Source organism: Sphingomonas sp. GM_Shp_1 (assembly GCF_026540895.1).
Lineage (GTDB): Bacteria > Pseudomonadota > Alphaproteobacteria > Sphingomonadales > Sphingomonadaceae > Sphingomonas.
The window spans coordinates 24127-49249 of the sequence record NZ_JALNUR010000016.1 but is presented as its reverse complement, the minus strand read 5'-3'; the positions used below and the strand labels follow the sequence as shown (position 1 = coordinate 49249).

The window sequence follows — 25123 nt, the reverse complement described above, 5'->3', positions numbered from 1 at the left end:
TCGGGGAGGGAAGGGCCTTAGCGGGCGGCCTTCCGTCGATCCCCCTTGCGCCGCTCACCCACCCGGTCGCGCTTGGCGGCATAGAGGCGGGTATCGGCATGGTGCATGAAATCGCGGATCGTCCGGCAATCCTCGGGCCGCAGCGTGACGCACACCGTGCCCGCACAGCTCATGGTCAGATCGTCGACCGTGATCGAGATGGTCAGCAGCGTCTCGATCCGCGCGCGCAGCGACTCGGGCTGGGCGAGCAGGGCGGGATCATCGACGATCACCCCGAACTCGTCCCCGCCCAGCCGCGCGACGAAACAATTCTTCAGCCAGTCGGTCCGCAAGCGGGTGCCGACGATACGCAGCACTTCGTCCCCGGCGGGATGGCCCAGCGTGTCGTTGATCTGCTTGAACCCGTCCAGATCGATCAGCACGAGGCCGAGCGGCCGGTCGTTCGCGCCCGCCTCGCCCATCGCGGTTTCCAGCGTGCGGTCGAAGGCGGCGCGGTTGGACAACAGGGTCAGCGCATCGGTATCGGCATTGCGGCGGAGTTGAACTTCCAGCGCGTGGCGCTCGGTCACGTCCTGGAACATGCCGACCAGGCTTTCCGGGTGACCGTTGGCCATTTCCCGCTCGCCCATCACCCGGACGCGGCGGCGGCGGCCCAGCGCGGTCACGAAGTCCAGCTCGATGTCGAACGGATCGCCGGTGCGCGCGGTAGCCTCGATCGTGGAGCGCAGGATCGCGCGCGAATCCGGGGGGTAATAGGACAGGCCCTGGTCGATCGTGACCGGCTTGCCGGCCGGTAGTTCGTGGATGCGATAGACGCCCTCCGACCAGAACGCCTTTTGATCGGCCAGGCGAATCCGCCATGACCCGATCAACGCCAATCGTTCGACCTGCCGGACCGTCCGGTCCTTGGCGCGCAGATCCTCGGCCTGACGCTCGCTCAGTTCGGCCATCGCCGTCGCCCGCCTGGCGACCGCGCGTGCGGCGATCAACGCCTCGGCCAGCCGGGTGAGGTGGCGCAGCGCCCGCTCCCCCGCCGGGCTCAGCGAGCGCGGGGTGGCGTCCATCACGCATAGCGATCCAATGGCCTGGGGCGATCCGTCCAGGTCGGGGACGCGGATCGGCATGCCCGCATAGAAGCGCGTCCCCGCCTCGCCCGTGACGAAGGGATTGATGGCGAAGCGCGGATCGCTGGTCAGGTCGGGGACGATCATCAGGTCGGGCGACCGGATCGTCTGGTCGCAAAAGGCGACGTTGCGCGGCATCTGGCTGGGCAGGGGGCCGATCGCCGATTTCACCCAGAAACGGTCGCGGTCCGCCAGCGTCAGCGCCGCGACCGGACAATCTAGCATCTCGGCGGCCAGCGAAACCAGCGCATCGAACTCCGCCTCCGGTTCGCTGTCGAGCAGGGCATGGGCCTGAAGCGTGGCGAGGCGTCGCTCCTCGGCGGACGACGCATCGCGGGGGAGGGGAGCGATCAACATGATAGAACAACCATAAATGAAAGAATTATCAAAAGTTTAAACATCACCGGCGATATCGGTGGCGAATCCGGTCCGATTGCGGATCATTTGACCGGCGTCCGCTGCACGCGATCCCGTGGCGAATGACGCATTTGTCACATTATGGTCACTCCGGGGTATCCCGCCACCCTGTAGCCCCATGCCACGCAGTTCAACGAGCTCGGCGCCCGACACTCCCGGGGGTGCCGTCGGGGCCGGCGGAGAGCGTGCTTTCCGCCGGCCTTTCCCTGGGCCACTGTCCGGCCTAGTCGCCCCCGAGGACGGGGTGACTTGGGGCGGACGGGGTCGAAGGGCTCGAACATGCCGAACGACGCCGTTGGAGCGAAGATCGCCCTATGCCGGAGCAGACGAACCGATGAGCCGCAAGATCCTGATCGTCGAAGACGATGCTTCCACCGCCGCCTATGTCACCAAGGGGCTGGCCGAGGCGGGTTATGCCGTCGAGCAATGCGGGGACGGCCGCGACGGGCTGTTCCTGGCGAGCGAGGGGATATTCGACCTGATCATCGCCGACCGGATGCTGCCCCGCCTGGACGGGCTGGCGATGGTCAGCGCGATTCGCGCGGCGGGCATCTCCACCCCGGTGCTGATCCTGTCGGCGCTGGCCACGGTCGACGACCGTGTCGACGGGCTGAAGGCGGGCGCGGACGATTATCTGTGCAAGCCCTTCTCCTTCGCCGAGCTGTCGGCGCGGATCGAGGCGCTGGTCCGCCGGTCCGACCGCGCCGCGTCCGAACCGACCCGCACCAAGCTGTCGGTCGGCGATCTGGAGATCGACCTGCTCGCCCGCACCGTCACCCGGGCGGGCAAGATCATTCCGGTCGGTGCGCGCGAGTTCAACCTGCTGGAATTCCTGGCGCGCCATGCCGGACAGGTCGTCACCCGCACGATGATGCTGGAGAAAATCTGGAACTATCATTTCGACCCGGGATCGAACGTGGTCGACGTGCATATCGGGCGGCTCCGGCGCAAGCTGGAGGAAGGGTTCGGCAGCCCGATCCTGCATACGGTGCGCGGCGCGGGCTATAGGCTGGCCGTCGAGGGGTGAAGCCGCGGCTGACGATCTCCGCACGGATCGCGCTGCTGTCGATCATCCTGGCGCTGGTATCCAATCTGGCGCTGGTCGGATTCATCTGGAAACAGACCAGCGCCGATGCGGTCGCGGCGCTCCACCGCGAGATCGTCGAACAGGCGGACGCCTTGCGCGCCGTCTGGCGAACGGGCGCGCTGCCCGCGCTGGCCGATGCGATCAAGGAGGCGCGCGAGCCCGGCGACGTGTCGCTGGTCCTCGCCATATTCGATACGCAAGGGCACCGGATCGCGGGCTATGCGCCGCGGCATCTGGCGGTGCCGTTGTCGGACACGCCGTTCCGGATCGCGGTGCTGGGCCGCGACGGCGTCTGGGCCAGCCGCGAGGCGGGCTATACGCTCCATCCCATCGGCCATGACTGGTTGCTGGTCGGGCGGCCCCTCGACCTGATCGAGGCGCAGCAGGTGGCGATCGAGCGCGCGCTGGCGCTGGCGGTGTTCCTGTCGCTGATGCTGGGGGTGGGGACCGGCCTGGTCCTGGCGCGCTATGTCGCGGGGCGGCTCAACGCCATCGTCGCGGTCATGGATGCGGCGGGGGAGGGCGATCTGTCGCGACGCGTCTCCCTGGTACGGGGCGGCGACGGCGATGGCGACGCCTTCGACCGACTGGCGGTGCGGCTGAACGCGATGCTGGGCAAGATCGAGCAGTTGATGGCCGAGTTGCGGGTCGTCACCGACAGCCTGGCGCACGACCTGCGCTCGCCGCTCGCCCGGTTGCGGACCAAGACCGAGCAGGCGGTGCTGATCGCCGATCCGGCCCAGCGCGAGGCGGCGCTGGGCGGCCTGCTGGTCGAAACCGACCTGATCATGCGGATGCTGACCATGGTCATCGAGATCAGCCGGTCCGAATCGGTGACCCGCGACCGTTTCACCCTGGCCTCGCCCGCCGAACTGATCGAGGAGATCGGCGAACTCTATGCCCCGGTGGTCGAGGATGCGGGGCTCCGTTTCCTGATCGCGGTCGAGGATCGCCCCGCCCCCTTGCCGCTGCACCGCGAATTGATGAGCCAGGCGCTGTCCAACCTGCTCGACAATGCCCTGAAGCACGGGGCGTCGGGCGGGGAGGTGACGCTGCGGTTGCGCCGCACGGTGGAGGGCATCGTCTTCCAGGTCGAGGATCACGGCCCCGGTATCGCCGAGGCGGACCGCGCGCAGGCGTTGAAGCGGTTCGGCCGCCTCGACACCGCGCGGACGACGCCGGGCGCGGGACTGGGCATGGCATTGATCGAGGCGGTGGCGCGGCTGCATGGCGGGCGGTTCGAGCTGGGGGATAATGGACCGGGCCTGGTGGCGCGGCTGGTGATTCCCTGACCATCTTTCCTCCCCTGGAAGGGGAGGTGGCAGGCGAAGCCTGACGGAGGGGTGTCACCCTGTCGATAGCTGGACACCCCTCCACCAGCTCCGCTGGTCCCCCTCCCCTTGCAGGGGAGGAATGGGGTTTGCCCTACCGCTTCAGGCGGTTACATCCCGCCCATGGATTCGCTTTCCCTGTTCGGCCTTGCCGCCGTGTCCTTCACGCTGGTCTGCTATGCGATGGAGGCGGGGTCGCATTGGTGGACGCTGGGCTTCGTCCTGGGCTGCATCGCGGGATCGGCTTATGGCTTTCTCCAGGGCGCCTGGCCGTTCGGCGTGGTGGAGATCATCTGGGCGATCGTCTCCTTTCGTCGCTGGTTGACGCTTCGCCGGGTGCAATCGACGAGGTTTCGGGAACCGATCGCTTGACAGAGGGTTTCGCGGGCCCTAACTGACCATCCTTCCACCACCCCCGATTTGACGACGCGCGATTTGCGGGCGTCGCGATCGTGCGTGGCGGAACCATCGCGTTGAGATGGAGCATGTGCGGCCATGCCATGCTTCGTGGAGCTAGGAGAACAAATTTCATGGCACGTATCGCGGGTGTCAACATCCCGACCAACAAGCGCGTTCTGATCGCGCTGACCTATATCCACGGCATCGGCCCGGCCAAGGCGAAGCAGATCACTGCCAAGCTGAACATCGCCGAAGATCGTCGCGTCCAGGACCTGTCGGATCAGGAAGTGCTCCAGATCCGTGAAGCCATCGACGCCGATCACACGGTGGAAGGCGATCTGCGTCGCGAAACCGCGATGAACATCAAGCGCCTGATGGACCTGGCCTGCTATCGCGGCCTGCGTCACCGCAAGGGCCTGCCGGTCCGCGGCCAGCGCACGCACACCAATGCGCGCACCCGCAAGGGCAAGGCCAAGCCGATCGCGGGCAAGAAGAAGTAAGATTTTCGTCCGGGGGACGAAAATCACTTCTTCTCCGCCGGAGGGCGGCGCGAGGCAGACTGCTTCCCGCTCTCCGCATCAGAGATACAGGTCAGGATAGAATTCAATGGCACGTGAACCGCAGCGCATTCGCCGTCGCGAGCGCAAGAACATCACCGCCGGCGTCGCTCATGTGAACGCCAGCTTCAACAACACCATGATCACCATCACCGACGCGCAGGGCAATGCCATTTCGTGGTCGTCGGCCGGCATGATGGGCTTCAAGGGCTCGCGCAAGTCGACCCCGTATGCGGCCCAGGTCGCTGCCGAGGACGCGGGCAAGAAGGCCGCCGAGCATGGCGTTCGTACCCTGGAAGTCGAAGTGAAGGGCCCGGGTTCGGGCCGCGAGTCGGCGCTTCGCGCGCTGCAGGCGGTCGGTTTCCAGATCACCTCGATCCGTGACGTGACCTCGATCCCGCACAACGGCGTGCGGCCTTCCAAGCGTCGCCGCGTCTGATGCTTCCCATGGCCGGCTGACGAGTCGGCCATGCCTCTCTCCACGGCTGGAACCGTCCCCGTTCCGGCCCATAACTCAGGGGAACCACGTGTCTGTCAACGCAAAGAACTGGCAGGAACTGAAGAAGCCCAACGCGCTCGAAAAGAAGGGCGGCGATGGCAAGCGGAAGGCGACGTTCGTCGCCGAACCGCTGGAGCGTGGCTTCGGCCTGACGCTGGGCAACGCGCTTCGTCGCGTTCTCCTGTCGTCGCTCCAGGGCGCGGCGGTCACCTCGATCAAGATCGAGAACGTGCTGCACGAGTTCTCGTCGCTGGCCGGTGTGCGTGAAGACGTCACCGACATCGTCCTGAACGTCAAGCAGCTCGCGATCCGCATGCAGGGCGAAGGCCCCAAGCGGCTCCAGCTGTCGGCGACCGGCCCCGCCACCGTCAAGGCCGGCGACATCGCCGTGTCGGGCGATATCGAGGTCATGAACAAGGACCTGGTGATCTGCCATCTCGACGAAGGCGCGACGCTCAACATGGAGCTGACCGCCGATATCGGGAAGGGCTATGTCCCCGCCGCGTCCAACCGTCCGGCCGATGCGCCGATCGGTCTGATCCCGGTCGATGCGCTCTACTCGCCGGTTCGCCAGGTGTCGTACAAGGTGGACCCGACCCGCGTCGGTCAGGACCTAGACTATGACAAGCTGACGCTCTCGGTCGAGACCGACGGCACCGTGACCCCGGAAGACGCCGTGGCCTATGCCGCGCGCATCCTCCAGGACCAGCTGGCGCTGTTCGTGCACTTCGACGACTCGGCGCTCACCCGCGCGGCCCCCGTGGGCCAGGCGGCGATCCCCGCCGCCGGTGGCGAGCCGCAGAGCGACGCGCAGCAGATCAACCGTTACCTTCTCAAGAAGGTCGACGAGCTGGAACTGTCGGTGCGTTCGGCGAACTGCCTCAAGAACGACAACATCATCTATATCGGCGATTTGGTCGGCAAGACCGAAGCCGAGATGCTGCGCACTCCCAATTTCGGCCGCAAGTCGCTGAACGAGATCAAGGAAGTGCTGTCGTCCATGGGTCTGCGCCTGGGCATGGAAATCCCCGGCTGGCCGCCCGAGAATATCGAGGAAATGGCCAAGAAGCTGGAACAGGAGATCATGGGCTGAGCCGCACGCGGATAGCGATGCTATCCGCGAGACGGCGAAAGCCCGGCCGGCGGGTCGCTTACGGGCGACCCGTTCGACGTCAGGATCGCGGCTTTGCCGTGATCCGGTCCTTCGGCCCGGCCCCTCCACCAGCTTCGCTGGTCCCCCTCCCCAAGCAAGCTTGGGGAGGATTTGAATAGGCGAAGGTGACGGCCTCAACGGTCACCAGGTCTGGGGTACCGTGACACGGCCCCTTAACGAACGAAGGAACTACCCATGCGTCATCGCGTCGGCGGCCGTAAGCTGCAACGTACCTCGGCTCATCGTATCGCGCTCTTCCGCAACATGGCGGCCGCGCTGATCAAGCACGAGCAGATCACCACCACCGTCGCCAAGGCGAAGGAACTGCGTCCCTACGTCGAAAAGCTGGTGACCCTGGCGAAGAAGGGCGGTCTCTCCAACCGTCGTCTGGCCCATGCCCGCCTGCTCGACGACGCACAGCTGGTGAAGCTGTTCGACACGCTGGCGTCGCGCTATGCGGATCGCAACGGCGGCTATACCCGCATCATCAAGGCCGGCATCCGCGCATCGGACGCCTCGCCGATGGCGATCATCGAGTTCGTCGACCGCGACGTCTCGGCGAAGGGCCAGGATTCGGGTCCGGTCATGAACGAGGAAGATTTCGACGAAGCCGCGTAACTCGCGCTGCCTCGAAGACCTTTGAGAAAGGGCCGTCCCAGCAATGGGGCGGCCCTTTTTTCTTGCTCCCCCTCCCGCAGGCGAGTTTCAGGTAGACGATGCGGGGCATCGTTTACCTGAAACTGGGCCGGGGGAGGGCAGGGAGTCTCACCGAGACCATCGCTTGTGGCCTTCCCTCCCCCATCCCCTCCCGCCTGCGGGAGGGGCGTGCCCGGTCGCGGCGTTCAGCAATCTGAAAGGAGTCTTCGTTTCTCCTGCGAAACAAAGGGGGCATATCATGCGCAAGATCACGACCATCGCGAGTTTGACGGCGATCGCATCGCTATCCGCCTGTGCCACCCGGACGAACTGGAACCCCGGCATCGCCACGCCGACGGCTACCTCGCTCTATTATCAGCGAGACCAGAACCGGGTGGACCCGATCGGCACGGCGGCGTTGCTGGCGGCGGGGATGGGCTTGCAGGCGGCGGGCCGCCAGCCCGGGACCTCCCGGCCGGGAAGCGCGCCCGGGGCCGATCCGGCCACACCCGTCCGCGCGGTGGAAACCCCCTCCGCGCCCCGTGCCGAGATCGACGACGAGGCCGCCGTCCGCGCCTGTATCCTGGCGGCGGAGGGGGAGGCGAAGCGAAGCCACGCCCATGCCCTGCTTGACCAGGTGGCATCCGTCGATCCGCTCGGCGACGGGTTGCTCGTGCGCGGGACGCTGCGTCTGCGCGAGCAAGCGAACGCCGTCGAAGGCGTCCGCCCGTTCCGCTGCCGTGTCGATTCACAGGCGGTGCGGATGATCGCGATCGACCCGGTGGAAAGCATCGCCGCCCGGTAGATTTTCGACAAAGACATCGCTATCGGACCGCCATGGAGCACCCCGACAGCATCCTCATCGTCGATTTCGGCAGCCAGGTCACCCAACTCATCGCGCGCCGCGTGCGCGAGGCGGGGGTCTATAGCGAGATCGTGCCCTTCCAATCGGCCGGTGAAGCCTTCGCGCGGATCAACCCCGCCGCCGTCATCCTCTCCGGCGGCCCCGCCTCGGTGGTGGACGAGACGAGTCCGCGCATCCCGCAGGCGATCCTCGACAGCGGCCTGCCGATGCTCGGCATCTGCTATGGCCAGCAGGCGCTGACCCAGCAACTGGGTGGCCAGGTCGAGAAGGGTGACAGCGGCGAGTTCGGTGAGGCGTTCATCACCGTCGAGGACGAGTGCACCCTGTTCGACGGGCTGTGGCAGACCGGCGAGCGGCATCAGGTCTGGATGAGCCATGGCGACAAGGTGACCGCGCTGGCGCCGGGCTTCCGTGTCGTCGCGACCAGCCCGGGTGCGCCTTATGCGATCATCGCCAATGACGAGCGCCGCATCTATGCGATGCAGTTCCACCCCGAGGTCGTGCACACGCCCGATGGCGCCAAGCTGATCGCCAATTTCGTCCGCCATGTCGCCGGGCTATCGGGCGACTGGACCATGGCCGAGTTCCGCACCGCCAAGATCGCCGAGATCCGCGAGCAGGTCGGGACGGGCAAGGTGATCTGCGGCCTGTCCGGCGGGGTCGACTCGTCGGTGGCGGCGCTACTGATCCATGAGGCGATCGGCGACCAGTTGACCTGCGTGTTCGTCGATGGCGGCATCCTGCGCCAGGGCGAGGCCGAGCAGGTCGTCAGCCTGTTCCGTGGCCATTACAATATCCCGCTGGTCCATGTGGACGCGCAGGATCTGTTCATGGACGGCCTGGCGGGCGTCACCGACCCGGAAGCCAAGCGCAAGTTTATCGGCAAGACCTTCATCGACGTGTTCGAGGCCGAGGCCAAGAAGATTGGCGGGGCCGAGTTCCTGGCCCAGGGCACGCTCTACCCCGACGTGATCGAGAGCGTCAGCTTCACCGGCGGTCCGTCGGTGACGATCAAGAGCCACCACAATGTCGGCGGTCTCCCGGAGCGCATGAACATGAAGCTGGTCGAGCCGCTTCGCGAGCTGTTCAAGGACGAGGTCCGCGTCCTCGGCCGCGAGCTGGGCCTGCCCGATGTGTTCGTCGGTCGCCACCCGTTCCCCGGACCAGGCCTGGCCATCCGCATCCCCGGCGAGGTGACCCGCGAGCGCTGCGACATCCTGCGCAAGGCAGATGCCATCTATCTGGAGGAAATCCGCAAGGCCGGGCTGTACGATGCCATCTGGCAAGCCTTCGCGGTGCTGCTGCCGGTCCGTTCGGTCGGCGTGATGGGCGATGGCCGCACGTACGACTCGGTGCTGGCGCTGCGCGCGGTGACCTCGGTGGACGGGATGACGGCGCAGGCCTTCGACTTCCCCGGCGACTTCCTGCCGCGCGTCACGACCCGGATCATCAACGAGGTGAAGGGCATCAACCGCGTCGTCTACGACTATACCAGCAAGCCCCCCGGCACGATCGAGTGGGAGTGATCCCGGACTCGCGGGTCCTGCGGGGCAGGAACGCGGTCGGATCATTCGGTGCCGTCGGGCACCGCTGACAGATGATACGCAAAGGCGCCTCGGCTGACACCGGGGCGCCTTTTCGTTGCGGATGGAGGGATTGGCGCGCCCGGAGGGATTCGAACCCCCGACCGAGGAGGTAGAAGCTCCTTGCTCTATCCAACTGAGCTACGGACGCGCGGATGGCGGGGTTCCTAGCGCGGTTTGCTTGGGTTGGGAATGGCGATAAATACCGATCCGAACGGCGCGAAGGGGCAGGGGTATGAGCGTGGAACGGGTGGTCGCGGACCGCGACATGGAACGGGGCGCGTTCCGCTGGTTCGACTTCGTCATGGCGGCGTTCGTCACCATCCTGCTGCTGTCCAACGTCATCGGCGCGGGCAAGGTCGCGGTCATCACCTTGCCGGTAGTGGGCGAATGGCCGTTCGGGGCGGGCATCCTGTTCTTTCCGCTGAGTTATGTCATCGGCGACGTGCTGACCGAGGTTTACGGCTATGCTCGGGCCCGGCGGGTGATCTGGGCGGGGACGGCGGCCGTGCTGTTCATGGCGTTCATGAGCTTCGTCGTCGTCAAGCTGCCCCCGGCGCCGACCTGGACCAACCAGGCGGCCTATGAGGTGATCTTCGGGCAGGTGCCGCGTATCGTCTTCGCCAGCGTCTGCGCCTTCTGGGCGGGTGAGTTCACCAATGCCTATGTCATGGCGCGGATGAAGGTATGGACCGGCGGACGGCACCTCTGGTCGCGGACCATCGGCTCGACGCTGGTGGGGCAGGGGGTGGACAGCCTGATCTTCTATCCGCTGGCCTTCTGGGGGGCGGAGGGATGGACGACGCATCTGGTGATCGTGGTGCTGTTCACCCAATGGGCGCTGAAGGTGGGCTGGGAGGTGATCCTGACCCCGGTGACCTATCTGATCGTCGGCTGGCTGAAGCGGGCCGAGGGGGTGGATGTGTTTGACGAGGGGACGGACTTCACGCCGTTCCGGGCGCGGGTCTGAGTTGGTTTCGAGTTCGCGCGAAGCCGCGATGACGCGAAGAGGAAGGTTGGTTCGCGCGGAGGCGCGGAGAACGCGGAGGTGTCTCGTCTTTGGAGATGTCTTCCTGCCTCACTCAGGCTTGTGAAAGAGTCATGCAGCTGCCGCTGCATACCCCCCCTCTCTGCGTCTTCCGCGCCTCTGCGCGAACAAATCTCCTTAGAGCGGGATGACATGGAGTCGACCCGAGCCGAGCCCCTCCCCTTCAGGGGAGGGGTGGATCAACCTGATGTCATCCCGCTCTAATAATCTTCGCGTCATCGCGGCTTCGCGTGAACTCCAATGAAAAGGGAAGCGAGTCGCCTCGCTTCCCCTTTCAAATGTCATCCCGTGGCCTTCGACTTCGCTCAGGCTGAACGGAAGGTGGGGTTTATGCCCCGACCATCTTCAGCAGGCCTTCGAACAACCGGCGGCCATGGTCGCCGCCGTGCGCGGCTTCGATGCGGCGTTCGGGGTGGGGCATCATGCCCAGCACGTTGCGCTTCTCGTTCAGCACGCCCGCGATGCCCCGGGCCGAGCCGTTGACGTCCTCGGCATAGCGGAAGGCGACGCGGCCTTCGCCTTCCAGCCGGTCCAGCGTCTCGGCATCGGCGAAATAATTGCCGTCATGATGCGCGACGGGGATGCGGATCGTCTCGCCCTGGCTGTACAGGCGCGTGAAGGCGCTGTCGGTGTTCGCCACCTCCAGGTCCACGTCGCGGCACACGAAGTTGAGCGAGCGGTTGCGCATCAGCGCGCCCGGCAGCAGCCCGGTTTCGGCCAGCACCTGGAAGCCGTTGCACACGCCGAACACCGGCATGCCCTTGTTCGCCGCATCGACCACCGCGCGCATGATCGGCGAGCGGGCCGCGATCGCGCCGCAACGCAGGTAATCGCCGTAAGAGAAGCCACCCGGCACCCCGATCAGCCCCAGCCCCTCAGGGAGTTCGCTGTCGCCGTGCCAGACCATGGCCGGCTTGACGCCCGTCACCGCCTCCAGCGCGACGGCGAGGTCGCGGTCGCAGTTCGAGCCCGGAAAGACGATGACTGCGGTCTTCATCAGGCGCGCTCCACCCGGTAATTCTCGATCACGGTGTTGGCGAGCAACTGGCGGCACATCTCGTCGATCTGCGCGTCGGTCGTCGTGTCGGCGACCTCCATCTCGATCAGCTTGCCCGCGCGCACGTCATCGACGCCGGCAAAGCCCAGGCTGCCCAGCGCGTGCTGGATCGCCTTGCCCTGCGGGTCGAGCACGCCGGGCTTCAGGGTGACGAAAATCTTCAGCTTCATTACTTGCCCCGGCTCTTGCGATGTTCTTCCAGGTCGAGGACGGCGGTGTCGCCCCCCTCGGGCAGCAGGCCCAGACGGCGCGCCACTTCCTGATAGGCCTCGACCTCGCCGCCCAGGTCGCGACGGAAGCGATCCTTGTCCAGCTTCTCGTTGGTGGTCATGTCCCACAGGCGGCAGCCATCGGGGCTGATCTCGTCGGCCAGGATGATGCGACCGAAGTCGTTGTCCCAGATGCGACCGAATTCCAGCTTGAAGTCGACCAGGCGGATGCCGATCGCGGCGAACATGCCCGACAGGAAGTCGTTCACGCGGATCGCCAGGTCGGCGATGTCGTGCATCTCTTCCTGGCTGGCCCAGCCGAAGCAGGCGATATGCTCGTCGGTGACCATCGGGTCGCCCAGCGCATCGTCCTTGTAATAATATTCGATGATCGTGCGGGGCAGCTTCACGCCCTCTTCGATGCCGAGACGCTTGGACAGCGAGCCCGCCGCGACGTTGCGCACCACGACCTCGATCGGCACGATCTCGACCTGGCGGATCAGCTGCTCGCGCATGTTCAGGCGGCGGATGAAGTGGGTCGGCACGCCGATATGGTCGAGCATGGTGAAGACATGCTCGGAGATGCGGTTGTTCAGCACGCCCTTGCCGTTGATCGTGCCCTTTTTCTGGGCATTGAACGCGGTGGCGTCGTCCTTGAAATACTGGATCAGCGTGCCGGGCTCGGGGCCCTCGTACAGGATCTTGGCCTTGCCTTCGTAGATTTGGCGGCGGCGAGCCATGCGGCGGTCCCCTGAAATGAGTACGGCCCCGGCGCCCCCATGCTGAGGCCCGAGGCGGGATGGGGCGGCCTATAAAGGAAGGAGCGCGGTGGTGCAATGGAGCCGGGCATGCGGATAGGATTCCGCGTTGAAACAGAGCCGGGAAGATAAAAGTGCCGTCATCTTTGGTCCATGATGAACAAATGGTCGATGGTCGATGAAAATTCCGTAAGGCGATAAGAATAGGAAACCGATCGTCAAAGTTGTTGGTTCTGGACATGCTTGCAAAGGAGGTAGTCATGAACAAGCTGATGATCGGTGTTGTTGGTGGGGCTCTGATGCTGACGGCGGGAACTGCCGTTGCGCGGCCGACTTATGCGGCACAGCAGCCGCTGATCTGGGAGCAGGCGAATGTCCCGCTCGCCAACGGCATGGAGGCCATCGCGGTGGTTAAGAACGGCAACAAGGAACGCACGGTCGCCTGCCGCGACACGGCGGACGTGCTCGCCACCTTCCGCCCCGAGGTCGTCGCCTTCGCGCCCGGCCATACGGCAAAGGGCAAGGCCGTGACCAAGGAGGAGATCGCCGGGGTCGAGACCTTCACCCCGGTCGCCTTCCAGAACTGCACCGTGGCCGCAGGCGATCACTTCCAGCAGGATGTGGCGCAGGCCCAGGCGAACCAGTCGTAATCCGCCTGGCATCGCCGGACAGGAAGCGGGCGCGATCCCCCTATCGCGCCCGCTTTGTTTGCGGAACCCTCGCGTCAGAAATCGGCGAGCAGTCCGACGAACAGCGTCCGGCCATAATTGACCGTGCCATAGGTCGCGTCGTCCAGCCGCTTGTCCGCGACATTGTACACGCCGCCTTTCAGCGTCAGGCCACGCGTCAGCCGCTGAGTCGCGAGCAGGTCGGCGGTGGCATAGGGCGGGGCGGGGGAACCGGTCACGGTCGCCTCATATTCCTTCCCGTAATAGTTGAACGCGGTCCAGATCCGCATGTCGGGCGTGGCGTCCCAGTCCAGCCGGGCATTGCCCTTGAAGCGCGGGGTCAGCGCCAGCGGCGCGCCCATATTGGGGCCGCTTTTCTGTTCGGAGTCGAGATAGGTCAGGTTGCCCCGGATCGACAATGTCGGATCGATCCGCCAGCGTCCCGCCAGTTCGACCCCCAGGATGGAGGCGCGGTTCAGATTGACGCGCTCCATGATCTGCAATCCCTGCCAGCGGCGTGTCGTGGTGACGGTCGACAGCGCGTCGCGGAAGTCGTTGTAGAAGATGGTCGCGTTGGCGGAGATGCCCGCCCGGTTGGACCAGGCCAAAGTCGCCTCGTAATTGACGCTGCTTTCGGGGCGGAGCGCCGGATTGCCGAACTGGACGAAGCGGTTGCGCCGGATCACCGCATAATCGGGAATGACCGCGCGCAGCTCGGGCGCCTTGAAGCCGCGCGCGACGCCGCCCTTCAGCGTCCAATGATCGTCGACATGCCACACGGCATAGGCGCGCGGATTGAGGTGACGGCCATAGAATTGATGATCGTCCAGCCGGATGCCGCCGGTCAGGCTCAGCCCCGGCAGCACGCGCCATTCATTCTCGGCGAAGATCGCCTTCTGCACCACCGAATAGCGTTCATATTCACGCTGGTTCGGACGGCCGACATTGGCCTGGTTCCAATCGCGCAGGCCGGTCTTCAGCCACTGGGCGCCGATGGTGGTGGTGTTGTCGGCGGTCGGCAGCACGAGCTTGCCGTCCAGCACCCGGTTGCGCACTTCGGGGCGACGGCCGAACACATCGGTCTGGTCCGGCGTGGCCAGCCCCTCGCGGCTGGTCTTTTCGTCCAGATAGGAGAGCAGCGACGACAGCCTGCCCCAGCGACCATTGTGCATCAGCGACCAATAGTCGCGGTTGTTGTCCTGCTGGCGGGTGGCCCAATTGGGGCTCAGCCCCTCGCCGTTGCGCAGGCGCGACAGGCCGCCCTCCAGGATCACCTCATGCCCCGTGGCGGGGGTCAGCACCAGGCGGCCGGTCGCGTTGCGCTGGCGGGCGCGGGTGAAGCCGTTCGTGACGACGACATTGTCGTCCGCGCCGCGTGCCAGATAGCTGCCCCAGGCCTGAACGCCCAGCAGGCCGGGGACGACCGGGCCGCTGACGAAGCCCTGCGCGTTGTGGGCATTGCCCTGATCCCCCGACGGGCGGAGCGACAGATCGTAGGAGACGCTGCCGCTCCAGTGCGGGGTGGGGCGACGGGTGATGATGTTGATGACGCCGCCGATCGCGTCCGAGCCATAGAGCGAGGACATCGGCCCGCGCACGACCTCGACCCGCTCGATCGCGGCGGCGGGCGGGGTGAAGCTCTGCTCGTAACCGCGATTGCCGTTGACCCGGGACTCGCGACCGCTCTGGCGGCGGCCGTCGACCATGACCAGCGTATAGTCGCCGGGCATGCCGCGTATCTGGATGTCGGTTTCGTTGGCGCTGCCGTTGACCGTCACGCCCTCCACGTCGCGCACGGCATCGGCCAAGCTCTGGATCGAGCGGCGGCGCAAGTCGTCGCCGTCGATGATGGTGATCGACGCCGGGGCATCCTCCTGCTTCTGGCTATAGCCGGTCGCGGTGACGACGATGTCGCTGTCTCCTGTTTTTTCCCCGCTGGTCGGCGCGGTGCTCTGCGCCCAGGTGGGTGTGGCGAGGATGGCGGCGGAAAGCGGCAGGCATAGCGACAGGGCGCGAAAACGCCCGTGCCGCGACCGGGTGGTCGAGACATTGTTCAACATGATTCCCCCATGGATTTCGGCCTACTGGCGAGGCTCGGCGCCCTCCTAAAAAATAATGCTAATCGTTTGCAATATCGACGGGATGTTGGAAACATTTCGTCACAATGACGATCGGCTAAGCCCTTATTTCACGGTCGAAATGCGAATAGGCCGTAAGGGATGGGCGTCGCGGAACGGCTCCGCCATTCGCCTCCTTTGTCGAGTATCGACGCATTGTTCCTGATTTGATCCGCCCGATTGCCCCGGCCCGACGGGCTTGCTAGAAGCTCGTGCTCCATGGCGATCGATCTCCGCGACAATCCTCCCGTCGGCATATTGGATGCCCCGTTCGACAGTGCGCTGTCCGAGCGGTATCTCGTCTATGCGCTGTCGACGATCACCGCGCGCTCGCTGCCCGATGTGCGCGACGGGCTGAAGCCCGTGCACCGCCGCTTGCTCTGGGCGATGCGGCTGTTGAAGCTCGATCCGGCCTCGGGCTACAAGAAATGCGCGCGCGTCGTCGGCGATGTCATCGGTAAGTATCATCCGCACGGCGACCAGTCGGTCTATGACGCGATGGTCCGCCTCGCGCAGGATTTCGCGCTGCGCTATCCGCTGGTCGACGGGCAGGGGAATTTCGGCAATATCGACGGCGATAACGCCGCCGCCTATCGTTATACCGAGGCGCGGCTGACCCAGGTCGCGATCGACCTGATGGATGGGCTGGACGAGGACGCCGTCGCCTATCGCCCGACCTATAATGGTGAGGAGCAGGAGCCCGAACTCTTCCCCGGCCTGTTCCCCAATCTGCTGGCGAACGGGGCGAGCGGCATCGCGGTCGGCATGGCGACCAGCATCCCGCCGCACAACGCCGCCGAACTGCTCGAGGCGGCGATCCTGCTGGTCGACCGGCCGGATGCGGATGACGACGCGATCCTGGCGCTGGTCAAGGGGCCGGACTTCCCGACCGGTGGTATCGTGGTCGATGCGCCCGCCATATTGCGTGAAAGCTACACGACGGGGCGGGGCGGTTTTCGCGTCCGCGCCCGCTGGGAGATCGAACGCGAGAAGGGCGGCGGCTGGCAGATCGTCATCAGCGAAATCCCTTACGGCGTCGCCAAGGGCAAGCTGATCGAGCAGATCGCCACGCTGATCAACGACAAGAAGCTGCCGATCCTGGCCGATGTCCGCGACGAATCGGACGCCCAGGTCCGCATCGTGCTGGAGCCGCGCGCGCGCACCGTCGATCCGCAGGTGTTGATGGACGGCCTGTTCCGTTTCTCCGATTTGGAGACGCGGATCAGCCTCAATCTGAACGTCCTCGACAAGGACCGCACGCCCCGCGTCATGTCCCTGCGCGAGGCGCTGGCCGCCTGGGTCGAGCATCAGTTCGTGGTGCTGCGTCGCCGCTCCGAACATCGCCTCAGCAAGATCGCCGACCGGATCGAACTGCTCGACGGCTATCTGGTCGCCTATCTCAACCTCGACCGGGTGATCGAGATCATCCGCACCGAGGACGAGCCCAAGGCGGTGATGATCGAGGAATTCCGCCTGACCGACCGGCAGGCCGAGGCGATCCTCAACATGCGGCTGCGATCGTTGCGCCGTCTGGAAGAATTCGAGATTCGCGGCGAGCGCGACAAGCTCGACAAGGAACGCGAGCAACTGACCCTGTTGCTCGGCTCGGAGCAGCGCCAGCGGACGCGGATGAAGAAGGATCTGGGGAAGATCCGCGACCGCTATGGTCTGGAGACGCCGCTCGGCGCGCGCCGCACGCTGATCGAGGAAGCCGCGCCGACCCGCGACATCCCCCTGGAGGCGATGATCGAGCGCGAGCCGATCACCGTCATCCTGTCGCAGCGTGGCTGGATTCGCGCGATGAAGGGGCATGTCGACCTCGCCTCCGCCGACACCGCCAAGTTCAAGGAAGGTGACGGCCCCGCCTTCGCCTTTCATGCGCAGACGACCGACAAGCTGTTGCTGGCGGCGGCGAACGGGCGGTTCTTCACGCTTTCCGCCGACAAGCTGCCCGGCGGGCGCGGCTTTGGCGAGCCGGTGCGCGCGATGATCGACCTGGACGGATCGATCGGCATCGTCGGCTTCCTGCCAGCCAGCCGCGCCGCCAAGCTGCTGGTCGCGGCGTCGGACGGGCGAGGCTTCATCGTTCCCGCCGCCGACACCATCGCCGAGACGCGAAAGGGCAAGACCGTGCTGACGCCGCGCGCCGGTGCCACGCTTAAGGTCGTGCGACCGGTCGGGGCGGAGCATGATTATGTCGCGGCGATCGGTGACAATCGCAAATTGCTGGTCTTCCCGCTGACCGAGTTCGTCGAGCTGTCGCGCGGCACCGGCGTCCAGTTGCAACGCTATCGCGACGGCGGCCTGTCGGACGCGACCACTTTCGTGTTCAAGGACGGCCTCAGCTGGACCATGGGCGGGGAGAGCGGGCGGACCCGCACCGAAACCGATCTGTCGGCCTGGCGGACGGCGCGCGGTGCGGCGGGACGGATGCCGCCCACCGGCTTCCCGCGCGACAATCGGTTCGACTGACGGGACTCGGTCTGCCGCTGTTCTAAGGGCTTAGGACGGCGGCAGCCGATCGGGCGAAGCTTATCTCGCTCATTTTTAGGCGGTTTTAACGTTCGCCCGCTATTCGGAGCAGGAGATGGCTTCGATTGCTTATCCGACGCAACGTCCCTCGGCGCGAAGATTCGCGTCGCTGACGTCATGCGCGATCCGGATCATGGCGATTCCGGCGGCGGAAATCCGATCGTCCCGGGGAAACCTGACCATCGCCGCCGTCAATGACGCATTCCGTCGCGCCGGGCTGGACGAAGACCGGACCCAGGCGATGCTGATGACCGAACTGGCGCAGCGGATCGAGGCATTTCTGGCGTCGGACCAGGGCTCGGTCGAATTTCCGCTGCAACTGGGCGACGCGATCGACTGCCGCTATTTCCAGGCGACGCTGACGCGGCCTGCGGAAGGGGAGGCGGGCAGCTGCGTCCTCATGCTGGTCGATCACACGGCGCAGCACCATACCGAACGCAGCCTGCGTCGCGAGATGACGACGGACAGCCTGACCGGCCTGCCCAATCGGCAGGGCTTTGGCGACCTGATCGAATCGGTGATGGCGACGGGGCAGCGTCATGCGGTGCTGGTCATCGACCTCAACCGGTTCGGGCGGCTGAACGCCTGTATGGGGTCGCTGGTCGGGGACGAGTTGCTCATCACCGTGGCCCGCCGGGTCAAGGGTGCGCTGCGGTCGCGCGACTCGATCGGCCGGATCGGCGGCAACGAATTCGGCATTCTGATGATGATCGACGGCAGCGAGGACGAGGCGCATGTCCTGGCCGAGCGGATCGACCGTGCGATGCGCGCGCCGTTCCGGCTGACCGATTATGAGGTCAATGTCGAGGCATCGGTCGGCATCGCCTTCAACGAGGGGCCGGACGGCGATGCGGAGGAGCTGATCCGCCACGCCCAGTTCGCGGTCAAACATGCCAAGTCGGCGGGTCGCACCGAAATCTATCACCCCCAGGCCTTCACCATCGCGCGCGCCCAGTTCGCGATGGAAACCGCGCTTCGCCGGGCGATCGAGCAGGACGGCCTGCACTTGGCCTATCAACCGATCTGCGACCTTTCGACGGGCAAGACCGTCGCGTTCGAGGCGCTGGCGCGCTGGTGCGACGTGGACGGGCAGAATCACTCGCCGACCGACTTCATTCCCGTCGCGGAGGAGTCTGGCCTCATCGTGCCGTTGGGGCGCTGGGCGGTGCATGAGGGGTTGCGGCAACTGGCCGAGTGGGACCGGGCGGCGGGTGGGAATTGCGGCGTCCGCCTCTCGGTCAATGTCTCGGCGATCCAGTTGCAGCGCGACGATATCCCCGCGCTGATCGAATCGGCGCTGGCGGGCGCGGGGATTTCGGGCGACCGGCTGACGCTGGAGCTGACCGAGAGCGCGATCGTCGGCGATCCCGACCGGGTGACCGCGATCATGAAGGCGATGAAGGCGCTGGGTACCACCATCGCCATGGACGATTTCGGCACCGGCTATTCCAGCCTGGCCTATCTCCAGAAGCTGCCCATCGATGTGTTGAAGATCGATCGCAGCTTCATCAACGGCATGCTGGCCGACCGGGACAAGATCGCCATCGTCCGTGCGATCCTGGGCCTGGCACAGGCGCTGGGCATGCAGACGACCGCCGAGGGGATTGAGGCGATCGAGCTGGGCCATACGCTGGCGGCGCTGGGCTGCACCTATGGCCAGGGATATTTCTATGCCCGCCCGCTCGATCCCGATGCCGCCTGGGCGATGATCGCCGATCAGGCCTGAGCCACCGCCGCGTCGGCCAGTTCGTCGACCCGCGCCGCGTCGGGGAAGCCTTCCGCGATCCAGCGGCTTTCGACCTGCCGCAACAGCCGCGCCACCTCCGGCCCCTTGCCGATGCCGCGCGCCACCAGCGCCCCGCCGGTCAGCGGCAGGGTGGGCGGGGTCCAGTCGCGGATCGCGTCGACCGGTTCGCCCGCCAGCAGCAGACGATCCACCGCGCCCGCGACGCCGACGCGATAGGCGAGCGCATGGGGGCCTTCGTCGCCCGGCCCGGCGGTCGCGGCGATCAGGCGCTTGCGGTCGAGATTGGACAGCTTCAACCGCGCGCCCACCGCCTCGGCCGCCTGGGGGGGAAGCAGAGCGGCGAGACGGCGAATGGCATCGGGCGCGACCCCCGCCGCCCGCTCGCGCTCCGCCAGCAGCGCCAGCCGTTCGGCGCCTTCGGCATCGATCTCCGGAATGACCGCGCGAAAGATACCGCGTTCGACCATCAGCGCGATCACCGACACCGCGCGCGCCGCCACCAGCAGCTTGAGCAGTTCCGCCGCGATCCGCTCGCGCGACAGGGCCATCAGGTCGTTGGCGCGCTGGGTACAGGCCTCCAGCCCGGCCTCGTCCACCGCCTGGCCGAACCGCGCATGGAAGCGGAAGAAGCGCAGGATGCGAAGATGGTCCTCGGCGATGCGCTGCAACGGATCGCCGATGAAGCGCACCCGCCCCGCCTTCAGATCGTCCAGCCCGCCGAAATAGTCGAACAGCTCGCCGCTCGCCGGATCGGCATAGAGCGCGTTCATCGTGAAGTCGCGCCGCGCCGCATCCTCGCGCCAATTGTCGGTGAAGGCGACGACGGCATGGCGGCCATCGGTCGATACGTCGCGGCGCAACGTCGTGACCTCGACCGGGCCATCGGGCAGGACGGCGGTGACGGTGCCATGCGCGATCCCGGTCGGCACCGGTTTGAAACCGCTGTCGCGCACCCGCTCGATCACCGTTTCCGGCGAAAGCGGCGTGGCCAGATCGATATCCGCCACCGCATGGCCCAACAGCCGGTCGCGCACCGCCCCGCCGACGAAACGCGCCTCCAGCCGCTGCGCCAGCGCGATCAGCTCGGCGCGTTCCGCCCAGGGCGCGGTCGCGGGGTTCAGGCCGCCCATTGCAGCCGCCGCGACAGGTTGACGATCATCGCGGCGGTCGCGCCCCAGATGCGCCGGTCGTTCCATACTATCTCGTAGAAATACCGGGTCCGCCCGCGCCACGGCGCGCTGACCCGGTGGTGATGGGCGGGATCGAGGAGGAAGGTGAGCGGCACCTCGAACAGGTCGGCCACCTCCGCCTCCGCCGGATGAAGCGTCAGGTCGGGCGGAATGACGCCCAGCACCGGCGTCACCTCGAACCCCGTGACGGTGCGATAGCGGTCGGCCAGCCCGACCACGGTGACGATGCCGGGGCGCAGGCCGATCTCCTCCTCCGCTTCGCGCAGCGCGGTCGCGACCAGATCGGCATCGCCGGGGTCGGCACGGCCGCCGGGAAAGGCGATCTGCCCGGCATGGTTGCGCAGCGTGTCGGTCCGCTGGGTCAGGACGACACCCGGCTCGGCGCGGTCGGTGACCGGCACCAGCACGGCGGCGGCGGTGGGCGTCGCCGTCATTTCGTGCCATTCGATTCCGTCGCCGGTCAGCAGGTCGGCGGCGGGAATACGCGCCATCGCCTGGGCCAGCCTTTCGGCCAGCGTCATGCGGCGGTCGCATCCGCCAGGGGAAAGAAGACCCCGTCGCTCCACACCCCCGGCACCTGGTCGTCGCCGACCAGCGCGCGTTCGGCCAGTTCGTAATAGACGGGCCGCGCGATCAACGCCTCCAGCCCGTCACGGACGAGGAGATAGGGTCGGGGGCCGTCCTCGCCCTGGACGACGCGCAGCGGATGCGCGGGACCGGCGGCGACCAGATCGCCGGTGTTGAGCTGGAACACCAGTCGACCGTCCCGGCCTTCGCCCTCGGCCTTCACCGTCACCGCGACGAAGGGCGCGTCCTCGACTGCGATGTCGAGCTTTTCGACCGGGGTGACCAAGACGTGGCGACCATCGGGTTCGCGCCGCAGGATGGTGGAGAACAGCCTGACCATGGCGGGGCGGGTGATCGGGCTGCCCTGGTGAAACCAGGTGCCGTCGCGCGCGATCCGCATCTCGCTGTCGCCGCAATGGCTGGGATTCCATTGCGATACGGGCGGCAGCTTCTGCGCCTCCATCGCCTGGACGATTTCGGCGAGGCTGAGCGAGGACAGATCGGGGGGCGGCGCCATCGGCATGATCCGCCCGAGTTAGGGACGGACGGGGCTCAGGTAAAGGCCGGTGGCGTGCTGCCGTACCGGATCGGGGCCCAGCATCCCGGCGACGGCGGGCACATCCGCCCCGCGCGCCAGCAGGCGATGCCGCTCGACCGGCCCCGGCAAGCGCCATCCCCCGGTCCGCTCGGCGGTGAAGCCGAAGAAGCGGCCATAATATTCCGGATCGCCGATCAGCATCAGCGCACGGTCGAGCCCCAGCGAAGCGGCAACCGCCAGCATATGGTTCAGCAGATGCCGGCCGATGCCGTCGCGCTGGCGATCCGGCGCGACCGCGACGGGGCCCACCATGATCAGCGGGTGCACGCCCCCCGCATCGTCGGTCAGCGCGACCGGCCAGCACTGGATCGAACCGATCAGCACGCCGTCCTCGACCATCGCGAAGCACAGGGCCGGGATCGGCGCGACGCTGCCCCGCACCTTATAGGCGGTGCGCGCCTGACGCCCCGGCGGAAAGGCACGGTCGAGCAGCGCCTCGACCTCGGCGGGATCGACCGCGTCGAGCGGGACAAGGACGGGCGTGACGGTCAAGGGGCGGCGGTCCGGTGGCGGGGAGGGGACGCGCGCCCTTAGCGCGACGGCGGGGGGATGCAAGCTTTCCCTTATGCTTTCCCCCCGATGCTTCCCATCCGCGCCCGCTCTGCTAGAGGCGCTGACATGGAAGACCGTCTTCAACTCGAAGTCCACGACCTCGAAGTGCAGGTGCTGACCGGCATCTACTCCGAGGAAACCCATCTGCCGCAGCCGCTGCGCATCTCGCTGACCGTCGATCTCGACTGTCCGGCGCGGTACACGCCCGACAGTCCGCTGAGCGAGTCCAAGAATTATCTCGACCTCAAACATGCCGCGACCGCGCTGCCCGAAGGCGTGCATTTCACGCTGATCGAGGGGGTTGCCGACCATATCTGCGACACGCTCTTCCTTCAGGACAAGCGGGTGCGCCGGGTACAGGTGAAGATCGTCAAGCTGGCCATCGCCGAGGAAGGCGAGGCGATCGGCATCACCCTGGTCCGCCACCGGCGCTGACCGGCATGGCGGCCCGGCGAGTCGATCTGGCGCCCGAGGCGGACGTGTCGGTCGCGGTCGCCGCCTATCCGGGCGTCGATCTGGTGCTGGTGCTGACGCCGGGCCGCGATCCCGTGTCGCAGGCCATGGTCGAGGCGGCGATCGCACCGCTCGCCATCAAGGCCGCCCCGGTCGCGCGGATCAATGCGGTCGTGCCGTCGCCGGATGCGTCGGATGAGGCGGTCGCGGCGGCGGTCGCCTATCTCGCCGCCGCGCGTTCCGTCACGGGTCAGTTGCTGGCGGTCGGCATCTGACGCTCGCGCCCGCAGGGGCCGAGCTTTTGCAGCACGAAGCGATAATCGTCGCGCGCCGCCTCGGCATCCTCGGGCGACAGCGATGCGGTGCTGTGGTCGGGCAGCGATTCCGGCAGGGCGCAGGCGAGGCGATACCAGAGCAGCGTATCGCGCGCGGGCGGCGCGGCGGATTCGTCGACGATCTCGCTCAACGCCACGGCATAGCGGCGCTCCTCTCCCGGACGGCGCAGCACCGACAGCGAGACGGGGCGGTTGTTGGCGGTGGTCAGGAAGATCTGCGTCTCGCCCTCGCCCGGCAGGCTGCCCGCCACGTAAAAGGCATTGCCGACGCCGGTGATGACCGGCGGTGCGTCCGGGGACAGCGCGTCGCGCGCGATGGTGCGGCTGCGCTGTTCGATATCGGGTGCCCAGGGCAATTGCGCGTCGGGGGCGACGAGCTGGAGCTGATCGGCGGCATTGGGCACGCGACGCGCATAGATCAGGACGCGCATCTTTTTCAGCTTGGGCGCCCGGCCCCGCGCATCGGTGGCGGCATCGAAGAGATAGCCGACCCGCGCGGGTAGCCCGCCCGCCCCGCGGATCAGCGTGCCGACATCGGCCTCGACATAGAAACGCTGATGCCCGGGCGCGACGCCCACGGCCTCGGCCCCCTTGATCGCGGTGGCCGACCGGATCGTCACGTCCGCGATCACCGGGGCGGACAATACCAGATCGGCAAGGTCGGCATAGCCGGGTCCTGTTTGCGCTACCATCGAATCACCGGCGCGCACCGACGGCCGGGTCGTGATTTGGGCGGAAAGGGGGGTGACGAAAGTGGGGATCGCCAGCGTCAAGACGCAAGCGCGAATGGCGTGGGACAGCGGATTCATCGCTTTGGGCTACTCCTTCGTGCATTAACGGTACAGAAATAATTTCGTCACGTCCCGGTTGTACGTTTATTACGTCCGACAAACTGATTGCGCCGCGCCAGCCGTCACGATAGGGTTCGAGCCTCTGCCGTATGCCGTAAGAGCATGGCAGGAGTTTCCCACGTCCCCACGCTACGGCGAGGCGAAACTGGCAGACTGAGGAGTTTCGTTGCTGAATGGCCTATACTGACCAGAAGATGTCCGGGGGCAAGGTGGTCGCGATCGTTATCGTCGTGCTCATCCATGCTGCCCTGGGCTATGCCTTCGTCACGGGGCTGGCTTACCAGTACGTGAAGAAGGCCACCGAAAAGCTCGACACGTTCAACGTGGAAGCGCCGCCGATCGTGCAGCTGCCGGTGCCCGCACCCGCCGTCACGACGACGTCGGTCATCCCGCTCAGCCAGCCCACGGCTCCGCCGGCCCCGCCTGCGCCGCCGTCTCCTCCCGCTCCGCCGGCGCCGCCCGCGGTGTCGAAGGCGGCCGGTCTGCGCGGTAATCCGGGCCAGTATTTCGGTCCCGACGCCTATCCGCCCTCGGCCCAGCGCGAAGGCGCGGAAGGTCGCGTGTCGGCCAAGCTGTCGATCGGCACCGACGGGCGCGTCACCGACTGTTCGATCCTGTCGAGCAGCGGCAACCGGGCCCTGGACGATGCGACGTGTCGCATTTCGAAGGCGCGTGTCCGCTTTACCCCGGCGCAGGACGCCGGCGGCAATCCGGTCGCCTCGTCCTATACGCTTAACATCCGTTGGCAGCTGCCACAGGAATAACGGCTAAAAGCCGATCAAACCCAACG

General features: G+C 66.6%; 26 protein-coding genes and 1 tRNA gene. 16 read left to right on the top strand and 11 right to left on the bottom strand.

Features of this window, described 5'->3' with window-relative positions; translation table 11 throughout:
- Positions 1–17: 17 nt before the first annotated feature.
- Entirely contained in the window at positions 18–1481 is a 1464-nt protein-coding gene (locus OXQ33_RS10070) for a sensor domain-containing diguanylate cyclase (protein ID WP_267434554.1), read from the bottom strand.
- Between the two features lie 394 nt (positions 1482–1875).
- Here OXQ33_RS10070 and OXQ33_RS10065 point away from each other — a divergent pair, with 394 nt between their 5' ends.
- From OXQ33_RS10065 to guaA, 9 genes are all read left to right on the top strand, one after another.
- Complete coding sequence (locus OXQ33_RS10065) at positions 1876–2568, top strand: response regulator transcription factor (protein ID WP_267434553.1); 693 nt, start codon at positions 1876–1878, stop codon at positions 2566–2568.
- A complete protein-coding gene (locus OXQ33_RS10060) occupies positions 2565–3920 on the top strand; it encodes a HAMP domain-containing sensor histidine kinase (protein ID WP_267434552.1) in 1356 nt (451 codons plus the stop codon). Before OXQ33_RS10065 ends, OXQ33_RS10060 begins: the two co-directional genes overlap by 4 nt.
- Positions 3921–4082: 162 nt before the next feature.
- Complete coding sequence (locus OXQ33_RS10055; RefSeq protein ID WP_267434551.1) at positions 4083–4331, top strand: hypothetical protein; 249 nt, start codon at positions 4083–4085, stop codon at positions 4329–4331.
- A 158-nt stretch (positions 4332–4489) separates the two neighbouring features.
- On the top strand, positions 4490–4858 hold the full coding sequence (gene rpsM, locus OXQ33_RS10050) for a 30S ribosomal protein S13 (protein ID WP_267434550.1): 369 nt from the start codon (positions 4490–4492) through the stop codon (positions 4856–4858).
- 106 nt (positions 4859–4964) lie between these two features.
- Complete coding sequence (gene rpsK, locus OXQ33_RS10045) at positions 4965–5354, top strand: 30S ribosomal protein S11 (RefSeq protein WP_007405180.1); 390 nt, start codon at positions 4965–4967, stop codon at positions 5352–5354.
- Between the two features lie 88 nt (positions 5355–5442).
- A complete protein-coding gene (locus OXQ33_RS10040; protein ID WP_267434549.1) occupies positions 5443–6507 on the top strand; it encodes a DNA-directed RNA polymerase subunit alpha in 1065 nt (354 codons plus the stop codon).
- Between the two features lie 255 nt (positions 6508–6762).
- Entirely contained in the window at positions 6763–7185 is a 423-nt protein-coding gene (gene rplQ / locus OXQ33_RS10035) for a 50S ribosomal protein L17 (RefSeq protein ID WP_267434548.1), read from the top strand.
- Positions 7186–7462: 277 nt separating this feature from the next.
- Entirely contained in the window at positions 7463–8008 is a 546-nt protein-coding gene (locus OXQ33_RS10030) for a hypothetical protein (RefSeq protein ID WP_267434547.1), read from the top strand.
- Positions 8009–8040: 32 nt separating this feature from the next.
- Entirely contained in the window at positions 8041–9594 is a 1554-nt protein-coding gene (gene guaA, locus OXQ33_RS10025; RefSeq protein ID WP_267434546.1) for a glutamine-hydrolyzing GMP synthase, read from the top strand.
- A gap of 131 nt (positions 9595–9725) precedes the next feature.
- Here the strand turns inward: guaA and OXQ33_RS10020 are convergent.
- A tRNA-Arg gene (locus OXQ33_RS10020) sits at positions 9726–9802 on the bottom strand.
- Between the two features lie 84 nt (positions 9803–9886).
- Here OXQ33_RS10020 and OXQ33_RS10015 point away from each other — a divergent pair.
- Positions 9887–10621, top strand: coding sequence for a queuosine precursor transporter (locus tag OXQ33_RS10015; RefSeq protein ID WP_267434545.1), 735 nt, complete (start codon positions 9887–9889; stop codon positions 10619–10621).
- A gap of 406 nt (positions 10622–11027) precedes the next feature.
- Here OXQ33_RS10015 and purQ read toward each other — a convergent pair whose 3' ends face one another.
- From purQ to purC, 3 genes are read right to left on the bottom strand one after another with little or no spacing between them, the layout of a single operon-like run.
- The gene (gene purQ / locus OXQ33_RS10010) at positions 11028–11696 is read right to left on the bottom strand and encodes a phosphoribosylformylglycinamidine synthase subunit PurQ (RefSeq protein ID WP_267434544.1); all 669 of its coding nucleotides are present in this window, start codon (positions 11694–11696) and stop codon (positions 11028–11030) included.
- Positions 11696–11926 carry a phosphoribosylformylglycinamidine synthase subunit PurS gene (purS, locus tag OXQ33_RS10005; RefSeq protein WP_267434543.1) on the bottom strand — a complete coding sequence of 77 codons (231 nt, stop codon included), beginning with the start codon at positions 11924–11926 and terminating at the stop codon, positions 11696–11698. The genes purQ and purS overlap by 1 nt, the downstream gene beginning before the upstream one ends.
- Complete coding sequence (gene purC, locus OXQ33_RS10000) at positions 11926–12705, bottom strand: phosphoribosylaminoimidazolesuccinocarboxamide synthase (protein WP_007405170.1); 780 nt, start codon at positions 12703–12705, stop codon at positions 11926–11928. Before purC ends, purS begins: the two co-directional genes overlap by 1 nt.
- A gap of 278 nt (positions 12706–12983) precedes the next feature.
- Between purC and OXQ33_RS09995 the strand changes: the two genes are divergently transcribed.
- Positions 12984–13373, top strand: a complete 390-nt coding sequence (locus tag OXQ33_RS09995; protein ID WP_267434542.1) for a hypothetical protein — start codon at positions 12984–12986, stop codon at positions 13371–13373.
- Between the two features lie 74 nt (positions 13374–13447).
- On the opposite strand, the gene OXQ33_RS09990 is transcribed toward OXQ33_RS09995, so the two are convergent.
- Positions 13448–15451: a TonB-dependent receptor gene (locus OXQ33_RS09990; protein ID WP_267434541.1), complete on the bottom strand. Its 2004-nt coding sequence runs from the start codon at positions 15449–15451 to the stop codon at positions 13448–13450.
- Between the two features lie 276 nt (positions 15452–15727).
- Here OXQ33_RS09990 and parC point away from each other — a divergent pair, with 276 nt between their 5' ends.
- On the top strand, positions 15728–17980 hold the full coding sequence (gene parC, locus OXQ33_RS09985; RefSeq protein WP_267434540.1) for a DNA topoisomerase IV subunit A: 2253 nt from the start codon (positions 15728–15730) through the stop codon (positions 17978–17980).
- Between the two features lie 193 nt (positions 17981–18173).
- Complete coding sequence (locus OXQ33_RS09980) at positions 18174–19766, top strand: bifunctional diguanylate cyclase/phosphodiesterase (protein ID WP_267434539.1); 1593 nt, start codon at positions 18174–18176, stop codon at positions 19764–19766.
- Here the strand turns inward: OXQ33_RS09980 and OXQ33_RS09975 are convergent.
- Genes OXQ33_RS09975 through OXQ33_RS09960 form a run of 4 tightly spaced genes read right to left on the bottom strand, consistent with a single transcriptional unit; the run spans position 19757 to position 22634 of the window.
- Entirely contained in the window at positions 19757–20917 is a 1161-nt protein-coding gene (locus tag OXQ33_RS09975) for a CCA tRNA nucleotidyltransferase (RefSeq protein WP_267434538.1), read from the bottom strand. The two genes, OXQ33_RS09980 and OXQ33_RS09975, sit on opposite strands and share 10 nt — an antisense overlap.
- Complete coding sequence (locus OXQ33_RS09970) at positions 20905–21498, bottom strand: CoA pyrophosphatase (protein ID WP_267434537.1); 594 nt, start codon at positions 21496–21498, stop codon at positions 20905–20907. Before OXQ33_RS09970 ends, OXQ33_RS09975 begins: the two co-directional genes overlap by 13 nt.
- Complete coding sequence (locus OXQ33_RS09965; protein WP_267434536.1) at positions 21495–22067, bottom strand: DUF1285 domain-containing protein; 573 nt, start codon at positions 22065–22067, stop codon at positions 21495–21497. The genes OXQ33_RS09970 and OXQ33_RS09965 overlap by 4 nt, the downstream gene beginning before the upstream one ends.
- Positions 22068–22079: 12 nt before the next feature.
- Complete coding sequence (locus tag OXQ33_RS09960) at positions 22080–22634, bottom strand: N-acetyltransferase (RefSeq protein WP_267434535.1); 555 nt, start codon at positions 22632–22634, stop codon at positions 22080–22082.
- 126 nt (positions 22635–22760) lie between these two features.
- Between OXQ33_RS09960 and OXQ33_RS09955 the strand changes: the two genes are divergently transcribed.
- Both OXQ33_RS09955 and OXQ33_RS09950 read left to right on the top strand, forming a co-directional pair.
- A complete protein-coding gene (locus OXQ33_RS09955; RefSeq protein WP_267434534.1) occupies positions 22761–23129 on the top strand; it encodes a dihydroneopterin aldolase in 369 nt (122 codons plus the stop codon).
- A gap of 5 nt (positions 23130–23134) precedes the next feature.
- Positions 23135–23422: a Rossmann fold domain-containing protein gene (locus OXQ33_RS09950; RefSeq protein WP_267434533.1), complete on the top strand. Its 288-nt coding sequence runs from the start codon at positions 23135–23137 to the stop codon at positions 23420–23422.
- Here OXQ33_RS09950 and OXQ33_RS09945 read toward each other — a convergent pair.
- Complete coding sequence (locus OXQ33_RS09945) at positions 23398–24291, bottom strand: hypothetical protein (RefSeq protein WP_267434532.1); 894 nt, start codon at positions 24289–24291, stop codon at positions 23398–23400. The two genes, OXQ33_RS09950 and OXQ33_RS09945, sit on opposite strands and share 25 nt — an antisense overlap.
- 215 nt (positions 24292–24506) lie before the next feature.
- Between OXQ33_RS09945 and OXQ33_RS09940 the strand changes: the two genes are divergently transcribed.
- On the top strand, positions 24507–25097 hold the full coding sequence (locus OXQ33_RS09940) for an energy transducer TonB (RefSeq protein ID WP_267434531.1): 591 nt from the start codon (positions 24507–24509) through the stop codon (positions 25095–25097).
- Positions 25098–25123: the final 26 nt, after the last annotated feature.